This is a genomic window from Pantoea sp. B9002 (genome assembly GCF_013385945.1).
Classification (GTDB): Bacteria; Pseudomonadota; Gammaproteobacteria; order Enterobacterales; family Enterobacteriaceae; genus Pantoea.
In genome coordinates, this window is record NZ_JACAPA010000033.1 from 157,274 (window position 1) to 176,634 (window position 19,361).

Annotated in this window: 18 protein-coding genes; 15 read left to right on the forward strand and 3 right to left on the reverse strand. The window is 47.3% G+C overall.

Features of this window, described 5'->3' with window-relative positions; translation table 11 throughout:
• Positions 1-4 precede the first annotated feature (4 nt).
• The 13 genes from HX773_RS16540 (at position 5) to gndA (ending at position 14,127) form a co-directional block, all read left to right on the forward strand.
• Positions 5-1,228, forward strand: coding sequence for a glycosyltransferase (locus HX773_RS16540; protein WP_176972440.1), 1,224 nt, complete (start codon positions 5-7; stop codon positions 1,226-1,228).
• The gene (locus HX773_RS16545; protein ID WP_176972423.1) at positions 1,225-2,565 is read left to right on the forward strand and encodes an MOP flippase family protein; all 1,341 of its coding nucleotides are present in this window, start codon (positions 1,225-1,227) and stop codon (positions 2,563-2,565) included. Before HX773_RS16540 ends, HX773_RS16545 begins: the two co-directional genes overlap by 4 nt.
• A gap of 326 nt (positions 2,566-2,891) precedes the next feature.
• Positions 2,892-3,785 (forward strand): UTP--glucose-1-phosphate uridylyltransferase GalF, encoded by an 894-nt coding sequence (gene galF, locus HX773_RS16550; protein ID WP_176972424.1) that lies wholly within the window; start codon positions 2,892-2,894, stop codon positions 3,783-3,785.
• 48 nt (positions 3,786-3,833) lie between these two features.
• The gene (gene galE / locus HX773_RS16555) at positions 3,834-4,847 is read left to right on the forward strand and encodes a UDP-glucose 4-epimerase GalE (RefSeq protein ID WP_176972425.1); all 1,014 of its coding nucleotides are present in this window, start codon (positions 3,834-3,836) and stop codon (positions 4,845-4,847) included.
• 422 nt (positions 4,848-5,269) lie between these two features.
• Positions 5,270-6,349, forward strand: coding sequence for a dTDP-glucose 4,6-dehydratase (gene rfbB / locus HX773_RS16560; RefSeq protein WP_176972426.1), 1,080 nt, complete (start codon positions 5,270-5,272; stop codon positions 6,347-6,349).
• Positions 6,349-7,236, forward strand: coding sequence for a dTDP-4-dehydrorhamnose reductase (gene rfbD, locus HX773_RS16565; protein WP_176972427.1), 888 nt, complete (start codon positions 6,349-6,351; stop codon positions 7,234-7,236). Before rfbB ends, rfbD begins: the two co-directional genes overlap by 1 nt.
• A gap of 39 nt (positions 7,237-7,275) precedes the next feature.
• Entirely contained in the window at positions 7,276-8,157 is an 882-nt protein-coding gene (gene rfbA, locus HX773_RS16570; RefSeq protein WP_061717725.1) for a glucose-1-phosphate thymidylyltransferase RfbA, read from the forward strand.
• Positions 8,157-8,705 (forward strand): dTDP-4-dehydrorhamnose 3,5-epimerase, encoded by a 549-nt coding sequence (gene rfbC, locus HX773_RS16575; RefSeq protein WP_176972428.1) that lies wholly within the window; start codon positions 8,157-8,159, stop codon positions 8,703-8,705. The genes rfbA and rfbC overlap by 1 nt, the downstream gene beginning before the upstream one ends.
• Before the next feature lie 55 nt (positions 8,706-8,760).
• Entirely contained in the window at positions 8,761-9,696 is a 936-nt protein-coding gene (locus HX773_RS16580) for a glycosyltransferase family 2 protein (RefSeq protein ID WP_176972429.1), read from the forward strand.
• Positions 9,697-9,713: 17 nt separating this feature from the next.
• Positions 9,714-11,009, forward strand: coding sequence for a rhamnan synthesis F family protein (locus tag HX773_RS16585; protein ID WP_176972430.1), 1,296 nt, complete (start codon positions 9,714-9,716; stop codon positions 11,007-11,009).
• On the forward strand, positions 11,009-11,809 hold the full coding sequence (locus HX773_RS16590; RefSeq protein WP_101763379.1) for an ABC transporter permease: 801 nt from the start codon (positions 11,009-11,011) through the stop codon (positions 11,807-11,809). The genes HX773_RS16585 and HX773_RS16590 overlap by 1 nt, the downstream gene beginning before the upstream one ends.
• A gap of 4 nt (positions 11,810-11,813) precedes the next feature.
• A complete protein-coding gene (locus HX773_RS16595) occupies positions 11,814-12,587 on the forward strand; it encodes an ABC transporter ATP-binding protein (RefSeq protein WP_061717720.1) in 774 nt (257 codons plus the stop codon).
• Between the two features lie 130 nt (positions 12,588-12,717).
• Positions 12,718-14,127 (forward strand): NADP-dependent phosphogluconate dehydrogenase, encoded by a 1,410-nt coding sequence (gndA, locus tag HX773_RS16600; protein ID WP_176972431.1) that lies wholly within the window; start codon positions 12,718-12,720, stop codon positions 14,125-14,127.
• 33 nt (positions 14,128-14,160) lie between these two features.
• Here gndA and HX773_RS16605 read toward each other — a convergent pair whose 3' ends face one another.
• Both HX773_RS16605 and HX773_RS16610 read right to left on the reverse strand, forming a co-directional pair.
• A complete protein-coding gene (locus tag HX773_RS16605; RefSeq protein WP_176972432.1) occupies positions 14,161-15,276 on the reverse strand; it encodes a succinylglutamate desuccinylase/aspartoacylase family protein in 1,116 nt (371 codons plus the stop codon).
• Between the two features lie 112 nt (positions 15,277-15,388).
• The gene (locus HX773_RS16610; protein ID WP_176972433.1) at positions 15,389-16,186 is read right to left on the reverse strand and encodes an ABC transporter substrate-binding protein; all 798 of its coding nucleotides are present in this window, start codon (positions 16,184-16,186) and stop codon (positions 15,389-15,391) included.
• 268 nt (positions 16,187-16,454) lie between these two features.
• Here HX773_RS16610 and HX773_RS16615 point away from each other — a divergent pair, with 268 nt between their 5' ends.
• Both HX773_RS16615 and HX773_RS16620 read left to right on the forward strand, forming a co-directional pair.
• Positions 16,455-17,549 carry a glycosyltransferase gene (locus HX773_RS16615; RefSeq protein WP_176972434.1) on the forward strand — a complete coding sequence of 365 codons (1,095 nt, stop codon included), beginning with the start codon at positions 16,455-16,457 and terminating at the stop codon, positions 17,547-17,549.
• A complete protein-coding gene (locus HX773_RS16620) occupies positions 17,536-18,798 on the forward strand; it encodes an O-antigen ligase (RefSeq protein WP_176972435.1) in 1,263 nt (420 codons plus the stop codon). The genes HX773_RS16615 and HX773_RS16620 overlap by 14 nt, the downstream gene beginning before the upstream one ends.
• A gap of 16 nt (positions 18,799-18,814) precedes the next feature.
• Here the strand turns inward: HX773_RS16620 and HX773_RS16625 are convergent, their stop codons facing one another.
• Positions 18,815-19,300, reverse strand: coding sequence for a YbaK/prolyl-tRNA synthetase associated domain-containing protein (locus tag HX773_RS16625; RefSeq protein ID WP_176972436.1), 486 nt, complete (start codon positions 19,298-19,300; stop codon positions 18,815-18,817).
• Between the last annotated feature and the right edge of the window lie 61 nt (positions 19,301-19,361).

Genomic DNA, 19,361 nt, shown 5'->3' on the forward strand with positions numbered 1-19,361 from the left:
AGTGATGAAGCTGACCTTTTTCACCATGCGTTTTCCTGTTGCCTCTGAGACGTTTGTGCTCAATCAGGTGACGCATTTCATCGACGCAGGCTACGACGTGGAGATTATCTCCGTGTTTCCAGGCGATATGATCAATCGCCACGCCGCCTTCGATGACTACAATTTGGCAGCGAAAACCCACTATTTACTGCCGGAAGAGAAAGTATCCAACCTTGATAAGCTGACGCAGCGTATCGGGTTGATACTGCCGAAAATCACCAAAGGCGCGCTGCTTAAGTCGCTGAATGTGCGTCGCTACGGTGCACAGGCCAGCAAACTGCTGCTGCCGGCGATTGTCGCCAACACTAAACAGCCTTACACCGCGGATGTGTTTCTGGTGCACTTCGGCTATGCCGGCGCGCTGGCGAACAAGCTGCGCGAACTCGGCGTGCTGAAAGGCAAGCAGGCGACGGTGTTCCACGGCGCGGATATTTCGCGTCGTCACATCCTGGAAGAGCACAAGCTCGACTACGTCAACCTGTTCAAACAGAGTGAACTGATGCTGCCTATCAGCCACCTGTGGGAGAACAAGCTGATTGAGATGGGCTGTCCGCGCGCCAAGGTGCATGTCACGCGTATGGGCATCGAGCCGGAGAAGTTTAACTTCCGTCCGCGCGAAGCCTTCCATCAACCGTTGCGTATCGTTTCAGTGGCACGTCTTACTGAGAAAAAAGGTCTGGATGTGGCGGTGAAAGCCAGCGAAATCCTGCGCAACAACGGCGGTCAGTTCCAGTTCACCATCATCGGTAACGGCGAGCAGGACGGCATGATGCGTGAGCACATTGCGCGTGCTGGCTTGCAGGATTACGTCACCATGCCGGGTTTCAAACCGCAGGATGAGATTCGTCAGGCGTTGAACGAGGCGGACATCTTCCTGCTGCCGTCCAAAACCGCCGCAGATGGCGATATGGAAGGCATTCCAGTGGCGCTGATGGAAGCGATGGCGGTCGGCTTGCCGGTGGTTTCCACCTATCACAGCGGCATTCCTGAACTGATTGAAAATGACGTCAGCGGCTGGCTGGTGGCGGAAGACGACGCTGACGAGCTGGCAGCCACGCTGCTGCGTTTGTCACGCGGTGATGTGGACGTGGCGCCCGTTGTCGCCGCAGCGCGACACAAAGTGGAAACCGAGTTCAATCAGCACATCGCTTACGGTGAGCTGGCGAAAATTCTGGAGCGCATGGTGTGAGCGGATTAAAAAAACAGGCCGTTTGGCTGTTTGGTAGTACCTGCTTTGCCGCATTGCTTCAGGTGTTACAGCTCGCCGTACTGGCGCGCAAACTGGAAACCCACGAGCTAGGTTTACTGGCGATCATCAACGCGATTCTGGCGGTGGCGACCGTGCTGCAAGACATGGGCATGAGCAGTTATATCGTCCATCGCCAGAACATTAATCGCCGCGAACAGAGCACCATTTACTGGGTGAACGTGTCGCTCAGTTTCTGTACCGGTTTGATTATGCTGGCGATAGCCTATCCGGTGGCGTGGTTCTACCATCTGCCGGAGTTGGTGGGCTTAATCATGCTCACCAGCCTCAACTTCCTGGTGCTGGGACATCTGTCGCAGTATCAGGCGCACTATGTGAAAACCAAACGCATGGTGACGCTGGCGAAGATTGAGATGGCCACCAAGCTGTTTGCCTTTCTGTGTACCGTCGCGATGCTGTATTACACTTCGCTCACCGTGGCGGCGGCGATTCTTGGTCTGTTCATCAACGCCTTCACGCGTATTCTCTGCATGATCTACTTTGGCGAGAAAGCGTGGCGTCCGACCTGGGAATTCGATGGCAAAACCTTTGTTAGTGCGGTGCGCTACGGCGTGTATCAGCTCGGTTCGCAGACCATTAACCAGCTGCGAACTCAGGCGGATGCGCTGATCGTCGGTAAAGTAATGGGCGCCGAGATGCTGGGGATTTACTCGCTGGCAAAAGAGCTGATTCTGCAACCGCTGAAGCTGGTTTCGCCGGTGATTAACCGCCTGGCGCTGCCGCGTTTTGCCGAGAAGCAGCACGATCCAGAGCAGTTGAAGAAGCTTTTCCTGAAAGGCACCTTCGTCATCATGCTGTTCAGCAGCGCGATGTACCTGGCGATTGGCATTCTGTCTCCGGTGATTGTGCGTGTGCTGTACGGTGCTTCGCATGAGCAGGTTTATCATCTGATTCCGCTGATGCTGCTGTTTGGCATGCTGCGTCCGATGGGCGGCTTAACCGGCGCGATCTCTCAGGCCAACGGCCGCACCAATGTTGAGTTCTACTGGAACATTGTGGCGAGTCTGGTGGTTGTCGCGGTACTGGCGACAACCTACATCTGGCCAAACGTGCTGTATGTGGCGTTAACGCTGTCGATCTCGCAGGTGCTGATCTCGGCCTTCGCGCATCCGTTCTTCATCAAGCCGGTGATTGGCATCCGCTTTATGCCATATGCGCGCCAGTGGGTTTCGGTGTCGGTGGTGTTTGTTGGCTTGATGCTGCTGGTCAATCACTTCAATCTGTTCGTCATGCCGGAATGGTTTGAGGGCTGGCTGTAATCGTCAACCTCAAACTCGCGCGATGAATCGCGCCGCTACAGATAACTCTATGTTTACACGGTCCGTAGCGGCGCCATTTATGGCGCAATGTTGGCACACCTTTCAGTAAATCTCTGGTCTCATCATCACAAATCCTTTCACGATTTTTCAGCGGTTTAGCGCATCGGTTTCCCATTGGAACTTCGACATTTTTACCGGCCAAATTAGCGATTTTTGATGTCGTGACAGAGAGTTAGTGTCGGATTTTCAGATAAAGATTATACTTGCTCGACCGGCCGATCCTGCATAATCGAGCCCACGTATTCACTTCATGAAATGGAATAAATATGACCAAGCTTAAAGCAGTAATCCCCGTTGCGGGTCTCGGTATGCATATGCTTCCTGCGACGAAAGCCATTCCGAAAGAGATGCTGCCAATCGTCGACAAACCAATGATTCAATACATTGTTGACGAATGCGTCGCGGCTGGCATCAAGGAGATTGTGCTGGTCACCCATGCTTCCAAAAATGCAGTGGAAAACCACTTCGATACCACTTATGAGCTGGAAGCGCTGCTTGAAGCGCGCGTTAAACGTCAGCTGCTGAGCGAAGTGCAGTCAATCTGCCCGCCGGGCGTGACCATCATGAACGTGCGTCAGGCTAACCCGCTGGGTCTGGGCCACTCCGTACTGTGCGCGCGTCCAATGATTGGCGACAACCCATTTGTGGTGGTGCTGCCAGACGTGCTGCTGGATGACTCCACCGCTGACCACCTGCGTTATAACCTCGCATCGATGGTTGCGCGTTTCGAAGACACCGGCCACAGCCAGGTTCTGGCGAAACACATGCCAGGTGCAGATCTCACCGAATACGGCGTGCTGACCACCGAAGAGCCGATTGATAACCCAGGCGATATCAGCACCATCACCAGCTTTGTTGAGAAGCCAGAAGCGGGTTCTACCGATTCTGACCTCACTGCTGTGGGCCGTTACGTACTCTCTGCGGATATCTGGGATGAGCTGGAGCGCACTGAGCCAGGCGCATGGGGCCGTATTCAGCTGACAGATGCCATCGCATCCCTGAGCAAGAAGAAGCCGGTTGATGTGCAGCTGCTGACCGGTACCAGTTATGATTGCGGTCGTAAACTCGGTTACATGCAGGCGTTCGTCTCTTACGGCCTGCGTAACAACGATCAGGGCCGCGATTTCCGCGAATCCATTCAGAAAATCCTGGCGAAATAAGCTTCCTCATTCTCTACCGCGCCTTTAGCGCGGTTTAAAGGAGTACACATGGCTATTTTGGTAACGGGCGGAGCGGGTTACATCGGCTCCCATACGGTGCTGGCGCTGTTAGAGCGTGGCGACGACGTTGTGGTCCTGGATAACCTTTGCAATGCTTCCCGCGAAGCCGTTAATCGCGTGGAAAAGCTCTCAGGTAAAAAAGCGGTGTTCGTTGAAGGCGACATCCGCGATCGCGCCTGCCTGCGTGACCTGTTTGCCACTAACGATATCAGCGCTGTGATTCACTTCGCTGCATTGAAAGCCGTTGGTGAATCCACGCGCATGCCGCTGGAATACTACGAAAACAACGTGGCTGGCACCGTGGTACTGCTGGAAGAGATGCGCGCCGCAGGCGTGTGGAACTTCATTTTCAGCTCTTCTGCGACCGTTTATGGCGCGGATGCGCCGGTTCCTTACGTGGAAACCACGCCAATCGGCGGCACCACCAGCCCGTACGGTACTTCGAAGCTGATGATCGAATTCGTGATGCGCGACTTCGCTAAAGCCGATCCGAACTTCAAAGCCATCGCGCTGCGCTACTTCAACCCGGTTGGCGCGCATGAATCTGGCGAAATCGGTGAAGATCCAACCGGCATTCCTAACAACCTGCTGCCGTACATCGCGCAGGTGGCGATTGGCCGTCTGGAGAAGCTGGGCGTGTTTGGCGATGACTACGATACGCCAGATGGCACCGCACAGCGCGACTACATTCACGTTGTCGACCTGGCAGAAGGGCACCTGAAGGCGCTGGATCACTTAGCTAAAGTTGAAGGCTACAAAGCTTACAACCTCGGCGGCGGCGTGGGCTTCTCCGTGCTGGAGATGATCAAGGCGTTTGAGAAAGCTTCCGGTAAGCCGATTCCGTTTGAGTTTAAGCCTCGCCGTGACGGCGATCTGCCGGCGTTCTGGGCGGATGCGACTCTGGCAAACAATGAACTGGACTGGCGCGTGACGCGCGGGATCGATGCCATGATGCGTGATACGTGGAACTGGCAGAGTAAGAATCCGAATGGATTCGAATAACACTACTGCGGGCCTTAGCGCCCGCATTTTTTTGACGCCTCGTTTGAAAAACCACGTCTAAGCTTTCATCAAAATCTGATTGAGTTGAATTATTGACTCAGCAAACATCATCTCCGACCCAAAGCGGTCAATACTTAAACTAACACCCCCGGAAAATCTGTAATTTGTTCGTCATTGAACTTTACGAGTGGTAGAATTCTTAGCTGCTTACCGTTAAACCATATTTATTGGTTTCGGTAATAAAGAATAGAGTTAACAGCAAGATAGCAGCATAAAAGCCGGCGTGCTTTTAATTAAATTTTGCCTTAAACATCAGCTATGTGGGAGCTGCAACCCAAGGGCGGTAGCGTGGCTGAACGAAACTGCATATTAATTCCATTTGGTATAAGCCTCACTGAGCGAGTCAGGAAAAACGGGACGTTATGAAAATCTTAATTACAGGTGGTGCAGGATTTATCGGTTCGGCAGTTGTTCGTCATATTATCAACCATACCAATGATGAAGTGATTAACGTCGATAAACTGACCTACGCTGGCAACCTTGAATCACTGAAAGCTGAAAGCCAAAATGCGCGTTATAACTTTAGAAAAGTTGATATTTGCGATGGTGCGGCCTTGCTGAATGTATTCAACGAATTTCAGCCTGATGCGGTAATGCATCTGGCGGCAGAAAGCCATGTTGACCGCTCTATTACTGGACCATCAGAATTCGTTCAGACTAACGTTGTCGGAACTTATGAGTTACTGGAAGCAAGCCGCCAATATTGGTCTGCATTAGCCGCTGATAAAAAACAGGCTTTTCGTTTCCACCATATCTCCACGGATGAAGTGTATGGCGACTTACCTCATCCCGATGAAACCTCCGGTGAACTTCCATTGTTCACTGAGGAAACCCCGTACGCACCAAGCAGCCCATACTCTTCCACTAAAGCCGCAAGTGACCATCTGGTTCGCGCATGGGGCCGCACCTACGGCCTGCCGATCGTTGTGACCAACTGTTCCAACAACTACGGCCCTTATCATTTCCCGGAAAAACTCATCCCGCTGATCATCAGCAATGCGCTGGAAGGAAAGCCGCTGCCAATTTATGGCAAAGGTGACCAAATCCGCGATTGGCTGTATGTAGAAGATCATGCTCGTGCGCTTTATACCGTAGTGACGCAGGCGAAAACTGGCACCACTTACAACATTGGCGGCCATAACGAGAAGCAAAATCTCGAAGTGGTTCACAAGGTATGTGAACTGCTGGATGAGCTGCGTCCTAAAGAGACTTCATACGCCCAGCAAATTACCTATGTTGCAGACCGTCCGGGCCACGATCGTCGCTATGCGATTGACGCTTCAAAGATTGAACGCGATCTCGGATGGAAACCGCAGGAAAGCTTTGAAACTGGCTTACGTAAAACCGTGCAGTGGTATCTCGACAACCAGCAGTGGGTTGAGCACGTGAAAAGCGGGGCGTATCAGAACTGGATTGAGCAAAACTACGAGAAGCGTAGCTAATGAAAATTTTGCTATTAGGTAAAAATGGTCAGGTTGGTTGGGAGCTGCAGCGTGCTTTGGCACCGTTGGGTGAGATCATTGCTTTAGATCGTCATTCAACAGATCACTGCGGCGATTTAACCAATCCTGCCGGAATCGAAAAAACGGTACGGAATATTAAGCCTGACGTGATTGTGAATGCCGCGGCTTATACGGCTGTCGATAAAGCTGAGTGCGACCTGCACAATGCTGAGTTGATCAACGCGACCAGCGTAAAAGCATTGGCCTGCGCTGCGCGTGACGTTAAGGCGTTGCTGGTTCACTACTCAACGGATTATGTCTTTGATGGCAGCGGCGAGCGTCCGTGGAACGAGGACGATGCGACTTCACCACTTAACGCTTACGGCAAGACCAAGCGTCAGGGTGAAGAAGCCATTATCGCCAATGCACCACACTATTTAATTTTGCGCACCAGTTGGGTCTATGCCGCCAAAGGCAATAATTTCGCTAAAACGATGATTCGTTTGGCGCAGGAAAGAGAAGCGCTATCTGTTATCAATGATCAGTTCGGTGCACCAACCGGCGCAGAATTGATTGCGGACAGTACCGCGCATGCAATCAAAGCGACTCTGGCTAATCCTGAAAAATCGGGCATTTACAATCTTATCGCTTCAGGCGTAACAACCTGGCACGCCTATGCTGAGTTCGTGATTGATTGTGTCCGTGAAAAAGGTTTAGAGCTGAAAGTACAATCAGTTAATACTGTTGAGACTGCCGCTTTCCCTACGCCAGCAAAACGCCCATCTAATTCAAGGCTCAATACCAGCAAGTTCACCAGCGCTTTTGAATTAACGCTTCCGGAATGGAAGGTTGGTGTAAAGCGTATGCTGGATGAACTTTATAATTAAGCCGTATTGAGTCAGATTACTAAATTAAAGGATAACGTTGTGAATAGTAAAAAAGGAATCATCCTTGCTGGCGGTTCAGGAACACGCCTTTATCCAGTGACGATGGCAGTCAGTAAGCAACTATTGCCAATCTACGACAAGCCAATGATTTATTATCCGCTCAGCACTCTGATGTTAGCGGGCATTCGTGACATTTTAATTATTAGCACACCGCAGGATACGCCGCGTTTTGAAAGCCTGCTTGGCGACGGTTCCCAATGGGGCTTGAACATTCAATATAAAGTGCAGGAAAGCCCGGACGGTTTGGCGCAGGCTTTCATTCTGGGTGAAGAGTTTATCGGCAACGATAACTGCGCGTTGATTCTGGGCGATAACATTTTTTATGGCCACGATTTACATAAGCAACTCGAAGAAGCCTCAAATAAAAAGCACGGTGCAACGGTGTTTGCTTATCACGTTCACGATCCAGAGCGTTATGGCGTGGTTGAATTTGATGAAACTGGTAAGGCGGTTTCATTAGTCGAAAAGCCAACTGAACCTAAAAGTAGCTACGCAGTTACTGGTCTGTATTTCTATGATAATAGCGTTGTTGAATTGGCTAAAAATCTTAAACCTTCACCGCGTGGTGAGTTAGAGATTACTGATATTAATAACTTGTATCTTGAAAAGGGTGAACTGTCTGTGTCCATTATGGGACGTGGCCATGCCTGGTTAGATACGGGTACTCACCAGAGCCTGATTGAAGCGAATAACTTTATACAAACCATCGAAACCCGTCAGGGACTTAAAGTTGCTTGTCCGGAAGAAATTGCGTTCCGCATGGGCTTTATTGATGCTGAAAAATTGAAAGAGCTGGCACAGCCACTGCTCAAAAATGATTACGGCAAATACCTGATGGCGCTCTATAACGGAAAGCTCTAATGAAGATTATTGATACTGATATTCCTGATGTAAAAATCATTGAGCCAGCCGTTTTTGGTGATGAAAGAGGTTTCTTTATGGAAACCTGGCAACAGAAGAAGTTTGAAGAGCTGGTGTGTCCACGTACCTTTGTACAGGATAACCATTCGAAATCTTCTAAAGGTATTTTGCGTGGCTTACATTATCAAACCACAAATACACAAGGTAAACTCGTCAGGGTTGTCTCTGGTGAAGTGTATGATGTGGCAGTTGATATGAGAAAATCCTCACCAACTTTTGGAAAATGGGTTGGTGTATACCTGTCAGCTGATAATAAGCGTCAGCTGTGGGTTCCAGAAGGCTTTGCTCATGGTTTTTATGTAACATCTGAAAGTGCTGAATTTGTTTACAAATGTACTGATTATTATAATCCTAAAAATGAACATTCATTACTTTGGAACGATTCAGATCTCAATATCACCTGGCCAATCGGTGCAAATGAACTCCCCGCGCTTTCTGCTAAAGATAAAGACGGAACGCCATTTGCACAAGCAGTGACATTTGATTGATTCCCGAAACTAAGGATGAGGATTAACTCATCCTTTTTTTATATAGCTGATGATGATGAGCGATAAAGGAAAAATAAGTATCCTGATGGGTACTTATAATGGCGAGAAATATTTAGAAAAGCAGCTGCGTTCCATTGCTTCTCAAACTTATACTAATTGGACGCTGATTGTTTCTGATGATGGGTCAACAGATAGCACCTGTGCAATCATTACCCGTTTTGCCAAAGAATTCTCTGAAGGTAGAGTTATTCTGTTTCAGGGGCCAGGTAAAGGATTTGCTGCCAATTTCTATAGCCTGCTTAATAGAAAAGATATTGATTCGCCGTTTTATGCCTTCTGTGATCAGGATGACATTTGGTGTGACAATAAGCTGGAAGAAGCTATTAATCAGTTAACAACAAATGATTTATCTCCTGACAACTATGCTTTATATGGTTCACGCACAAAGCTGATTGATTCTGATGAAGTTAATATCGGTTTTTCACCCTGTTTTGTCAAAGAATTTACTTTTAGTAATGCACTTTTGCAAAGCTATGCGGGCGGCAACACGATGGTTTTTAGTCGTGGACTAAAAACGGTGTTCGAGACATTCCCTGCCAAGCTTCCGATTGTTTCTCATGACTGGATTTTGTACATCATATGCAGTGCAATGAATGGAACAGTAATCTACGATCGTGAACCAAAGATTCTCTACCGCCAGCATGGGCAAAATTTAGTGGGCAGCAACACGGGTGTTTTGTCTAAGCTCACAAGATTTAATCGTTTATTTGCAGGTGAATTTAAATGCTGGAGCGAGAAAAATTGTATGGCGCTTGAGTGTTTGAAAGACAGGATGCCGGCCGAGAATAGACGTGATTATGAAAGATTTAGTGCTTTGAATGGAAGTCTTTTGAAACGAATTACTAACTTTATTAAGGGTGGATTTTATAGACAAAGCTTCATTGAAACATGTGCTTTCTTTATCATGAATCTCTTTAGGAAATTAGTTTAACCATCGACGGTGTCAATATGAAAAGAATTATTTTTATGATTATCAGGTTTTTCCTGAAAATTGTAATTTATCTATATTATGGCGTGCTATCAATTCGCGATGATATTAAGACAAAAAAATATACGAATGTTAAAGTCAAGAATGATTTCACGGGTGGCAAGGTTATGCTGCTTGCGCTCTATGAGAAATCATCGCTTAGAAATGATACGCTAGAGCTGTTAAAAGAAGCGAAACGCAATAATGTATTTGTTATTGCCGTTAATACCTTAAGGTTGGAAGAGCAAAATTATCCCTCTGAGTTAACCGATGTCTATATAGAGCGTGATAATTATGGGCGTGATTTCGGCAGCTATAAAGCAGGGATGAAATATTTCTTCGATGCAGGTTTTGAAGAAAAATGTGAACGGTTACTTATCATCAATGACAGTGTATTTTTCTCAAAGAATGGCTTGTCTGAATTTGTTAAAAATTTATTTGATACTAACGTTGAAGTAATCGGTGCTACAGAAAATAGTCAGCACTCTCATCACCTAGGTTCATTCTGTATTTCAGTAGCGGGTAAAATAACTAAGAATGAAAAATTCAAAAGTTTTTGGTTAAATTATAAGTCATCGAACGTAAGACCTTTAGTTATAAAAAGAGGTGAGTTCGGTTTAAGTAAGCTTCTTAAGTCACTGGTTAGTTCTGAGCAAAACTTCAAGTCTCTTTTCAATGTCTCGTTCATGGAGAAAAAGCTTAGCACTGATGAAGTTTTCTATGAGAATTACTATTACTACCGTCGTGAAGGTGTCAGTGCCTGGACAAATAAATCCATTACCGGTTTAATAGCAAATGATGAAGTCTTATCATCTTATTATAATAAATACATTCTCTCTAATAAGAGAGCTGAAAAGTTGGCATTTGCTAGTGACAATGTTGTGGAATACAACTCTGTTGATAAAGAATATTCAACATTAAGTTCAAGCAAAGTTGACTATTTAGAAGCAGTAAATTTCTTCAGAAATTACTCGCACAAAGAAGCATTACTGAATAGCCAGTTCAAACAAAGATTAATATCTTTGTATCTGGATGAATTTACCATGGGGTCGCAAATCCACGTCAACTGCCTCGCATTACATAATTGTGGTTTACCTATAATTAAGCTTGATCTGATGTTCCGCTGCGTTTGTAGCATGAATGATATTATCAAGTTGAGAGATCAGCTTGAAGAATCCCAAAGGGAAGAGTTTATGACACTGATCCTGGCTCGTCTGTGCGGTGATAAGTTCCTTGTCGGATTGAATCGTCTGGCATACCAATTTGGAATTTTGTAATGTCGAATAAGCAAAAATCAGTAGGGTGGGATGACTTCACCTCTGCGTTAAGAAACTTTCACGTTGTAAAAGTGATGGGTGGTCAGGACATCAAGATGCGATACAAACGGTCCAAGATGGGGCCGTTTTGGATCACAATCAGTATGGCAGTTATGATCACGACCATGGGATTGGTTTTTGGTAATCTCTTCAAAACCAACGTCAAAGAGTTTTTGCCCTATCTAACTCTTGGTTTGATAACATGGAGCTTTATCCAAAGCTCCATCTCAGAAGGTTGTGATGCCCTGATATCTTCAGAGGGGATTATCAAGCAGTTACCCGTTCCATTACATGTTCACGTAATGCGTGTAATTTGGAAAAATTTCATCATCTTCCTGCATAATATCGTTATATTCCCTCTGGTCCTGATTGCAGTGCAGAAAAGCGTGGACTGGACTGTTTTCCTGGTGATACCAGGTTTTATCCTGCTGATTTTGAATTTAACCTGGGCGTTAATGATTCTTTCGATGATTTGTGCGCGCTTCCGTGATATGACACAAATTGTGTTAAGTATTATGCAGGTTATCTTCTATCTGACCCCAGTAATTTGGATGCCGAAACTTCTTTCACATAGTGCTGCCGCAGCGTTACTCACCTTTAACCCTCTCTACCATTTGATTGACTTGGTAAGAGGTCCATTATTAGGTGAGATCCCAATGATGAGCAGTTACATCATTGCTGGCGTTATGGCCGTAGTCGGTTTGGCTCTATCGATTGCGATGACGAGCAAATATAAATACCGCGTTCCTTATTGGGTGTAATGTAATGGCTATTATTAAATTTGAAAATGTGGGTATTGATTTCCCAATATTCAACGCCCAGGCAAGATCGATTAAAAAGAACTTTATCAATTTTGCTACCGGTGGAAAGGTTGGTCAGCACGATGGTAAAGTTGTGGTTTCGGCCCTTAATAATCTTAACTTCGAAATAAAAGATGGCGAGCGAGTAGGGCTAATTGGCCATAATGGTGCGGGTAAAACAACGCTACTGAGGATGTTTAGTAAAGTCTATCATCCAACCAGTGGCAGCGCTACGATTGAAGGCGACATTGGTTCTTTAATTTCTATTTCATTAGGGATTAATCAGGAATTTACGGGCAGAGAAAATATCTATATTCGCGGTGCCTTATTAGGATTGCGGAAAAAAGAAATCGATGCGCGAATTGAAGAGATCATTGAATTCACCGATCTGGGTGACTTTATTGACATGCCTGTTCGTACTTACTCGTCTGGTATGCAGATGCGTTTGGGTTTTAGTGTTAGTACTATTTTCACTCCCGAAATCCTCCTTATGGATGAATGGCTATCTGTAGGTGATGAAGGCTTTAAAGAAAAAGCTGAAACTCGATTAACCAATATTATTAATGCAACGAAGATATTGATTCTTGCAAGCCATAGTAACGAATTGTTAAGAAAAACCTGTACAAGAATTCTTTGGCTCGAGCACGGCACGGTAAAAATGGACGGTACGCCAGAGGAAGTGCTGCCGTTATATTTCAAGTCAAATATCAAAAAAGGTGATTTGTTAACCAATACATAATCATCCACATTTCTTGTGTGTTTTATCATCGCACCATTCACTACCTTTATTGGTGATAGATGAGTTAACATATTTGCCACTTCAATCACAAACTTGTGTTTGTGACGGTAACTTCAGACAGGAGTAGATAATGTCCAAGCAACAAATCGGTGTTGTCGGTATGGCAGTGATGGGCCGTAACTTGGCTCTTAACATTGAGAGCCGCGGCTACACAGTCTCTATTTTCAACCGTTCACGCGAAAAGACGGATGAAGTCATCGCTGAGAACCAAGGCAAGAAACTGGCACCTTTTTATACAGTTGAAGAGTTCGTTGAATCGCTGGAAAAACCACGCCGTATCCTTTTGATGGTACAGGCTGGTGAAGCTACAGATAAAACGATTGCTTCTTTGACCCCGCATTTGGACAAGGGCGACATCCTGATTGATGGTGGTAACACCTTCTATAAAGATACTGTCCGCCGTAATAAAGAACTTTCTGACCAGGGCTTCAACTTCATTGGTACCGGTGTTTCTGGAGGTGAAGAGGGCGCACTGAAAGGGCCTTCCATCATGCCTGGCGGCCAGAAAGAAGCATATGAATTGGTTGCACCAATTTTAGATAAGATTGCTGCTCGTGCGGAAGATGGCGAAGCTTGCGTTGCTTACATCGGTCCAAACGGTGCTGGTCACTATGTAAAAATGGTGCATAACGGCATCGAATACGGTGATATGCAACTGATAGCTGAAGCTTATGCACTGTTGAAAGGCGCGTTAGGCCTCGACAATGAAGAGCTGGCAAAAACCTTTACTGACTGGAACAACGGTGAGTTAAGCAGCTACTTGATCGATATCACCAAAGATATCTTCACTAAGAAAGATGAAGACGGTAAATACCTGGTTGACGTGATTCTGGATGAAGCCGCTAACAAAGGCACCGGTAAGTGGACTAGCCAGAGCTCACTGGATCTTGGCGAACCGCTCTCACTTATTACTGAGTCAGTATTTGCCCGCTATCTTTCTTCTCTGAAGACCCAACGTGTTGCAGCTTCTAAAGTGCTGAGCGGTCCTCAGGCTAAAGCATTTACTGGTGATAAGGCTGAGTTTGTCGAGAAAGTGCGTCGCGCTCTGTATCTGGGCAAGATCGTTTCCTATGCTCAGGGCTTCTCACAGCTGCGCGCTGCGTCGGAAGAGAATAACTGGGATCTGCAATACGGTGAAATTGCGAAGATTTTCCGTGCCGGATGCATTATTCGTGCGCAATTCCTGCAGAAGATTACTGATGCATACGCACAGGACGCTAATATTGCTAACCTGCTGCTGGATCCTTATTTCAAGAACATTGCAGATGAGTACCAGCAGGCGCTGCGTGATGTAGTGTCTTACGCTATTCAGAACGGTATCCCAACGCCGACCTTCTCAGCTGCTATTGCTTACTACGATAGCTATCGTTCAGAAGTTCTGCCGGCGAATCTGATTCAGGCTCAGCGTGACTACTTTGGTGCGCATACTTACAAGCGTATCGATAAAGACGGTGTGTTCCATACCGAATGGCTGGACTAACAGCATTAAGGCTTCCTTCGGGAAGCCTTATTTTTACCCCACCAATAACTCCCCACGTCGCCCCGCATTCTCCCCAGCCAACCTCACCACCAACATCCCAGCCGTCACAAACTTAGTCAAATTCCTCGCATACAGCACACCACCAAACTCAGCCACCAGCGGCGTTACCTGGTCAGTAATCGGGTCAACAACCTCAGCCACTACTTCCCCAGCCTTAATCGAATCACCCAACTTACGACGATGCAGCACCAACCCTGAATGTGCCGCATGGATATACTCACATCCCGCCAACTCCGTCGCCGGATGAATCAGGGCAGGGGATTCACCCACTTCACCCGCAATATACCCACTTTCAATCAGCGCATTGATAATCGCGTCAGCATCTTTCTCCGCCATATCAGGCGATACATCCGCCACACCGCGCAGTTCTAGCGTTACCGGCAGCAAGCCTCGCGGCATGGGATACTCATCGCCAAAACGCTCTGCCAGCGTCAGCCACGGTTCACAGCAAGCCTCATCAAAAGGTTCACCACCAGAAATCTGCGCCAGCAACTGCACTTCGCTTCCCAGCCACCGGGCAAGCGGTTCGATATCCGGCCATGCGTGCGGCGTGGTATAGAGATGCGGCAGCGCATCCCAGTCGCAGTGCAGATCAATCATTAAATCGGCCTGGCTGGCCATACGCATCAGCGTAAAGCGCTGGGCATCGAGTTCGGTGTGGGCGATACGGTCACGATAATGACGATCAATCGCTTCGCGGATCAGGCGTTTATTCTCGTATTCACTCTGCGTCAGAGAATCAGCCAGTTCTTCTACCAGCGCTTCACCCAATGCCGGGAAGCGGCGGTTAAAGTCTTGTCCTGATAACGTATGGAAACGCCCCAAATGGCTACCATGCCAATGCTGTCCCATGGCTAAAGGATTCGCTACCGGCACCAATGTGATTTTGGCTTTGAGTTGACCCGCAGATTCCAGTGCTAACAGCTTCTGTTTCAAGTACCACGCCACCGCCATACCCGGCAGTTCATCACCGTGAAGCGCAGCCTGAATATAGACGCGTTGCTGCGAATCGGTGCCGAAGTGGAAGCTAACAATTTCGCGCTGCGTGCCCAGCGAGGCGCTTAATAGAGGATGATGTTGTTGTTGCATAACGCTATCGATGTCCTTTATTCATGGCACGCTTTCAGCGACGCCTGATTCATTTTCTGATGGAATTATAGTGCTGAGTGCAAAAAGGGCGGCAAAAAAGCCGCCCAAAAGATTACTGCTGAATGGAGATATCGGTAGCGAAGTACTGTTTCTGGATTTTATCGAAAGTGCCGTTCTTCTTAAGTTCGGCAAAAGCGTTATCAAGCGCGGTTTTCAGTTCGGTGTCGCCTTTACGCAGACCAATCGCGGTGCCCGGACCGATAATCGGATCCTGCACAATCGGGCCTGCTAATTCGAAATCTTTGCCCTGCGGATGTTTCAGGAAGCCATTTGCGGCTTGGGCGGCATCAGTAAATACCACGTCAAGTCGACCCGAAATCAGGTCGCTTTCCACCTGCGCCTGATCGCCATAAGGTACAACCTGCACGCCATGCGGCTGCCATTTGGCCAGCGCATAACGCTCCTGCACGGTGCCTTGCTCAACACCCACAGTTTTACCTTTCAGCGATTCAGCGGTTGGCAACAGGCCAGAACCTTTACGCGCAATCAGCTGCGTATGGGTGTCGTACAGCGGCACGGTGAAATCAATCTGTTTCAGACGTTCTTCGGTGATGCCCATATCAGACAGGATGGCGTCGAACTTACGCGCTTTCAGCGCCGGGATCATGCCATCGAACTGGCTCTCCACCCACACGCATTTAGCCTGCATCTGCTCGCACAGCGCATTGCCAAGGTCGATATCAAAACCGACCAGTTTGCCCTGTGGTGTTTTGGATTCGAAAGGAGGGTAGGTAGGATCAACCGCGAAACGCACCTGATCAATTTTTGCCTGTGCGCCAAACGCGCAACCTGCCAGCACAGCCAGCGCCAGCGTTTGACGCAGGCGGGCGGTTAAACGAGAACTTGCCATAATATCGGTCTTCTATTGTAGTGATGTTGAGTTAAGCAGAGTAACCCGCTGTTTTAGGCAAATCAAATTTGGTAATACTTTCAGATTGTTGTAATTATGTACTTGGAGTAAGAGCGCGTTAAGTTGTGCTATATTAAACATCTGCGTTCGTTTAATAGCGGTAAGTTGCTTAAGCAGGGCAATCATGATAGAAAAGCCACCATTCCAATGAGTTCTGCCTAATTTCTGCTTACGAAGACCAGCTATATACTGCAATGAGATCCAAAGCATGACGCTAACACCCATTAAAATTCTCTTTGTGGTTGAAACGCTGAGCGGTCACGGTGGTATGGAAAACGTGACCAGACAGGTGATCGATCAGCTTAACGGCGACACTCGCTTTAACGCTGGATTGTTCATTTTCGAATCATCAGAACAGATTGCGTCCGAGAATTGGGCGAATGAGTTGGTTTGGGGAATAAGCCGTCGTTTTACCGGAAATCCTAAAATATACAGCTTTGTTCATGTACAGCGGCTGGCAAAATTCATCCGTCAGCATAAACCCGACCGCATCATCGCGCTTAATACTATCCCCTGCATGTTAGCCCGCAAGGCGATAAGCTATAGCCGTCATCAGGCCACACTCTTTAGCTGGATGCATTTACCGCCAAAACAGCGCTATCGACCGCACTATCTAATGCTGGCAGATCAACATCTTGCCATCAGTAAAGAGATCAAGTCACAGCTAGTTGAATTGGGTGCGGATCCTCAGAGTGTGCGCTTGGTTTTCAACCCGGTTCAGGCCGTTGATGTTGTGATTCCGCGCCCGCAGACTGCACGTTTTTTGTTTGTCGGACGTGTACATTTTGAAGAGCAGAAGCAGCTGAAAGATCTGTTCGATGCTTTACAGCATGTACGTGGTAATTGGCTGCTGGATATTGTCGGTGATGGCGATGATCGTGCGCGGTGTGAAGAGTATGCGCAGCAGTTAGGGATCTCGGACAAAATTCACTGGCATGGCTGGCAGCAAAACGCATGGAATTATATCGCGACCCATCTTCAACAAGTGACTGCACTGGTGTTGACGTCGAACCATGAAGGATTTCCGCTCATCTTGCTTGAAGCCATGGCGCGTGGTGTTTTTTGTATTTCCTCCGATTGCATTAGTGGTCCGTCCGAGATAATTTCGTCTGGCACTAATGGATATCTCTTCCCCGTCAATGATGTAATTCGATTGACCACAATTTTACAAGCTGTTGTGGATGGCGAAGTCTTGCCAGATGCGCAGAATATTAAACAGAGTGTGATGCCATTTTATGAACCAGAGTACATGGCAAGACTAAAAAGCATCATCCTTCAGGACGCCCCGATTGAACATAGCTAAACCTAACTTACCTGTGAAAGGGTTAGTAATAACAGTAAACTTAATCGTTATCTTATTATGCTGCACACTTGCCATTAATTTGTTCACCTATGGTTTTTCGCAGAAAATATTCTATATCGCTTCTTATCTTTCCGGGTTTGTATTCGTCTACACGATCGCATCACCAGCAAATCGGTTAAGGCTGAATAAAACAATACTCTTATTATTCTCTGCTCTGTTCATATTAGGAATGGTGCGTTTAGGTTGGGCTGCTTATATAAACAAGGCCTTTGAAAACTTTTCGACGCCGACCTTAAATATCCTGAATAATTATATGTTGGGCGGCAAACGATTTATGTTAGCTGCGTTTATAGTTGCGGTTATTGCCATGTACAACAATGACATTGCAGAACGCACTATTTATGTTGGTAAAACAATGCTTTGGGTTGGAGCATTAGGTGCATTATTGTTTGGCTTGCATGAGTATTCACAGACCGGCGCCAGAATTAAGTTAACTGCAGATGCTGCATCCAGTTCATCATACATGGTGATTTTTCTCTACTGCACTTATCTTTGGTTATCAGTAAAAGAAGCGAATCGAAAATGGATTATTGCTGATAGCTCATTCGCACTTATCGTTTTAGCCTTAGTTGTGTTATGCGGAACGCGCGTGTCGCTGCTGGCTTTTATGTTCATTACGCTTTGCCAAATTAGTCGCTTTTACGGTCTGCTGCAAATTTTACGCCCCAAGCGCAATCGTCTGTTTGCATTTATTATCTTTGTCATATTCGCAGGAATGACAAGCGAACGTTGGATGCAAGGCATCAGTGATATTGAAGATTACAATAGTAATAGTTCCACATCGGTTGGGGCACGTGTTGCCATTTGGGATAGTGGAATTCACTTTTTGCCACAACATCTTGGTTTTTCTTCACCCGATAACCGCACGGTAACGGCAAGAGAGTTTATTTCACGTGTGCACCCAGGTAATACCGAGGGTTATAACAACGTAAAATACAATATGCATAACGAATTTTTGGAGGTTGCTACTCTGCAGGGGATTGTTGGGGTGGCTGCGCTCATCTTCTTTTATGTCGCTGCGCTATTTATCTGGTTTAAACGCCATGCATTAATGGGAATTTCCATGCCTGTAGCAGCACTGTTTATTATGGGAATCACCGATTCCGTGCTGATCTACTCACCGACCTCCATGCTGTTTTCTATCGCTGTAGCCTTGTGTACCATTCGGCCAAAGCGCCACAAAGAGTAATCCCGCAGGCGTGGTGCTAATCAGCAATAATGCGCGCCACGCTGGCACTTTCCGCGCAAATCAATTGATAATCCGCAACATTCAGCACCACCGATTGCTCCAGCAATCCGGCATTAAAGGCGATTTCGTCATAGCGTTCAAACAGCAGCGGATCGACCACCAGCTGTAAATCAGGATGGAAGCTAAACGGCGGAATAGCACCGAACACGCAGCCGGTCAGCGTATCCACTTCCGCAGGGGAGGCCAGCGACGCGCGTCGACCTCCCACTGCCGCCGCCACTTTGCTGAGATCGGCTTGCTGATCGGCAGGCAGCACCGCCAGCACATGTTGCTTGATGCCGTTGCCTTTCACGTAACACACCAGCGCCTTCGTGCCTTGTCCCACTTCCGTGCCACGAATCGTCGCCACCGCTTCACACTTGCCGGTCGCTTCATGTTCCATCACGCGATAGCACGCCTGATGCTGGTCGAGCAGGGCGATCAGTTTTTCATGCGTGGTCATGGTGTTTTCCATGCTGATGAATAGCGTAGGGTGCGCATTTAGGTATGACCGGGCTGATGGG

What these genes read in the sequence shown, in the direction of transcription:
- HX773_RS16540 (WP_176972440.1), top strand. Translation starts at nt 5, where the DNA reads ATGAAGCTGACCTTTTTCACCATGCGTTTTCCTGTTGCCTCTGAGACG.
- galF (WP_176972424.1), top strand. Translation starts at nt 2,892, where the DNA reads ATGACCAAGCTTAAAGCAGTAATCCCCGTTGCGGGTCTCGGTATGCAT.
- galE (WP_176972425.1), top strand. Translation starts at nt 3,834, where the DNA reads ATGGCTATTTTGGTAACGGGCGGAGCGGGTTACATCGGCTCCCATACG.
- rfbB (WP_176972426.1), top strand. Translation starts at nt 5,270, where the DNA reads ATGAAAATCTTAATTACAGGTGGTGCAGGATTTATCGGTTCGGCAGTT.
- rfbD (WP_176972427.1), top strand. Translation starts at nt 6,349, where the DNA reads ATGAAAATTTTGCTATTAGGTAAAAATGGTCAGGTTGGTTGGGAGCTG.
- rfbC (WP_176972428.1), top strand. Translation starts at nt 8,157, where the DNA reads ATGAAGATTATTGATACTGATATTCCTGATGTAAAAATCATTGAGCCA.
- HX773_RS16580 (WP_176972429.1), top strand. Translation starts at nt 8,761, where the DNA reads ATGAGCGATAAAGGAAAAATAAGTATCCTGATGGGTACTTATAATGGC.
- HX773_RS16585 (WP_176972430.1), top strand. Translation starts at nt 9,714, where the DNA reads ATGAAAAGAATTATTTTTATGATTATCAGGTTTTTCCTGAAAATTGTA.
- HX773_RS16590 (WP_101763379.1), top strand. Translation starts at nt 11,009, where the DNA reads ATGTCGAATAAGCAAAAATCAGTAGGGTGGGATGACTTCACCTCTGCG.
- HX773_RS16595 (WP_061717720.1), top strand. Translation starts at nt 11,814, where the DNA reads ATGGCTATTATTAAATTTGAAAATGTGGGTATTGATTTCCCAATATTC.
- gndA (WP_176972431.1), top strand. Translation starts at nt 12,718, where the DNA reads ATGTCCAAGCAACAAATCGGTGTTGTCGGTATGGCAGTGATGGGCCGT.
- HX773_RS16605 (WP_176972432.1), bottom strand. Translation starts at nt 15,276, where the DNA reads ATGCAACAACAACATCATCCTCTATTAAGCGCCTCGCTGGGCACGCAG.
- HX773_RS16610 (WP_176972433.1), bottom strand. Translation starts at nt 16,186, where the DNA reads ATGGCAAGTTCTCGTTTAACCGCCCGCCTGCGTCAAACGCTGGCGCTG.
- HX773_RS16615 (WP_176972434.1), top strand. Translation starts at nt 16,455, where the DNA reads ATGACGCTAACACCCATTAAAATTCTCTTTGTGGTTGAAACGCTGAGC.
- HX773_RS16625 (WP_176972436.1), bottom strand. Translation starts at nt 19,300, where the DNA reads ATGACCACGCATGAAAAACTGATCGCCCTGCTCGACCAGCATCAGGCG.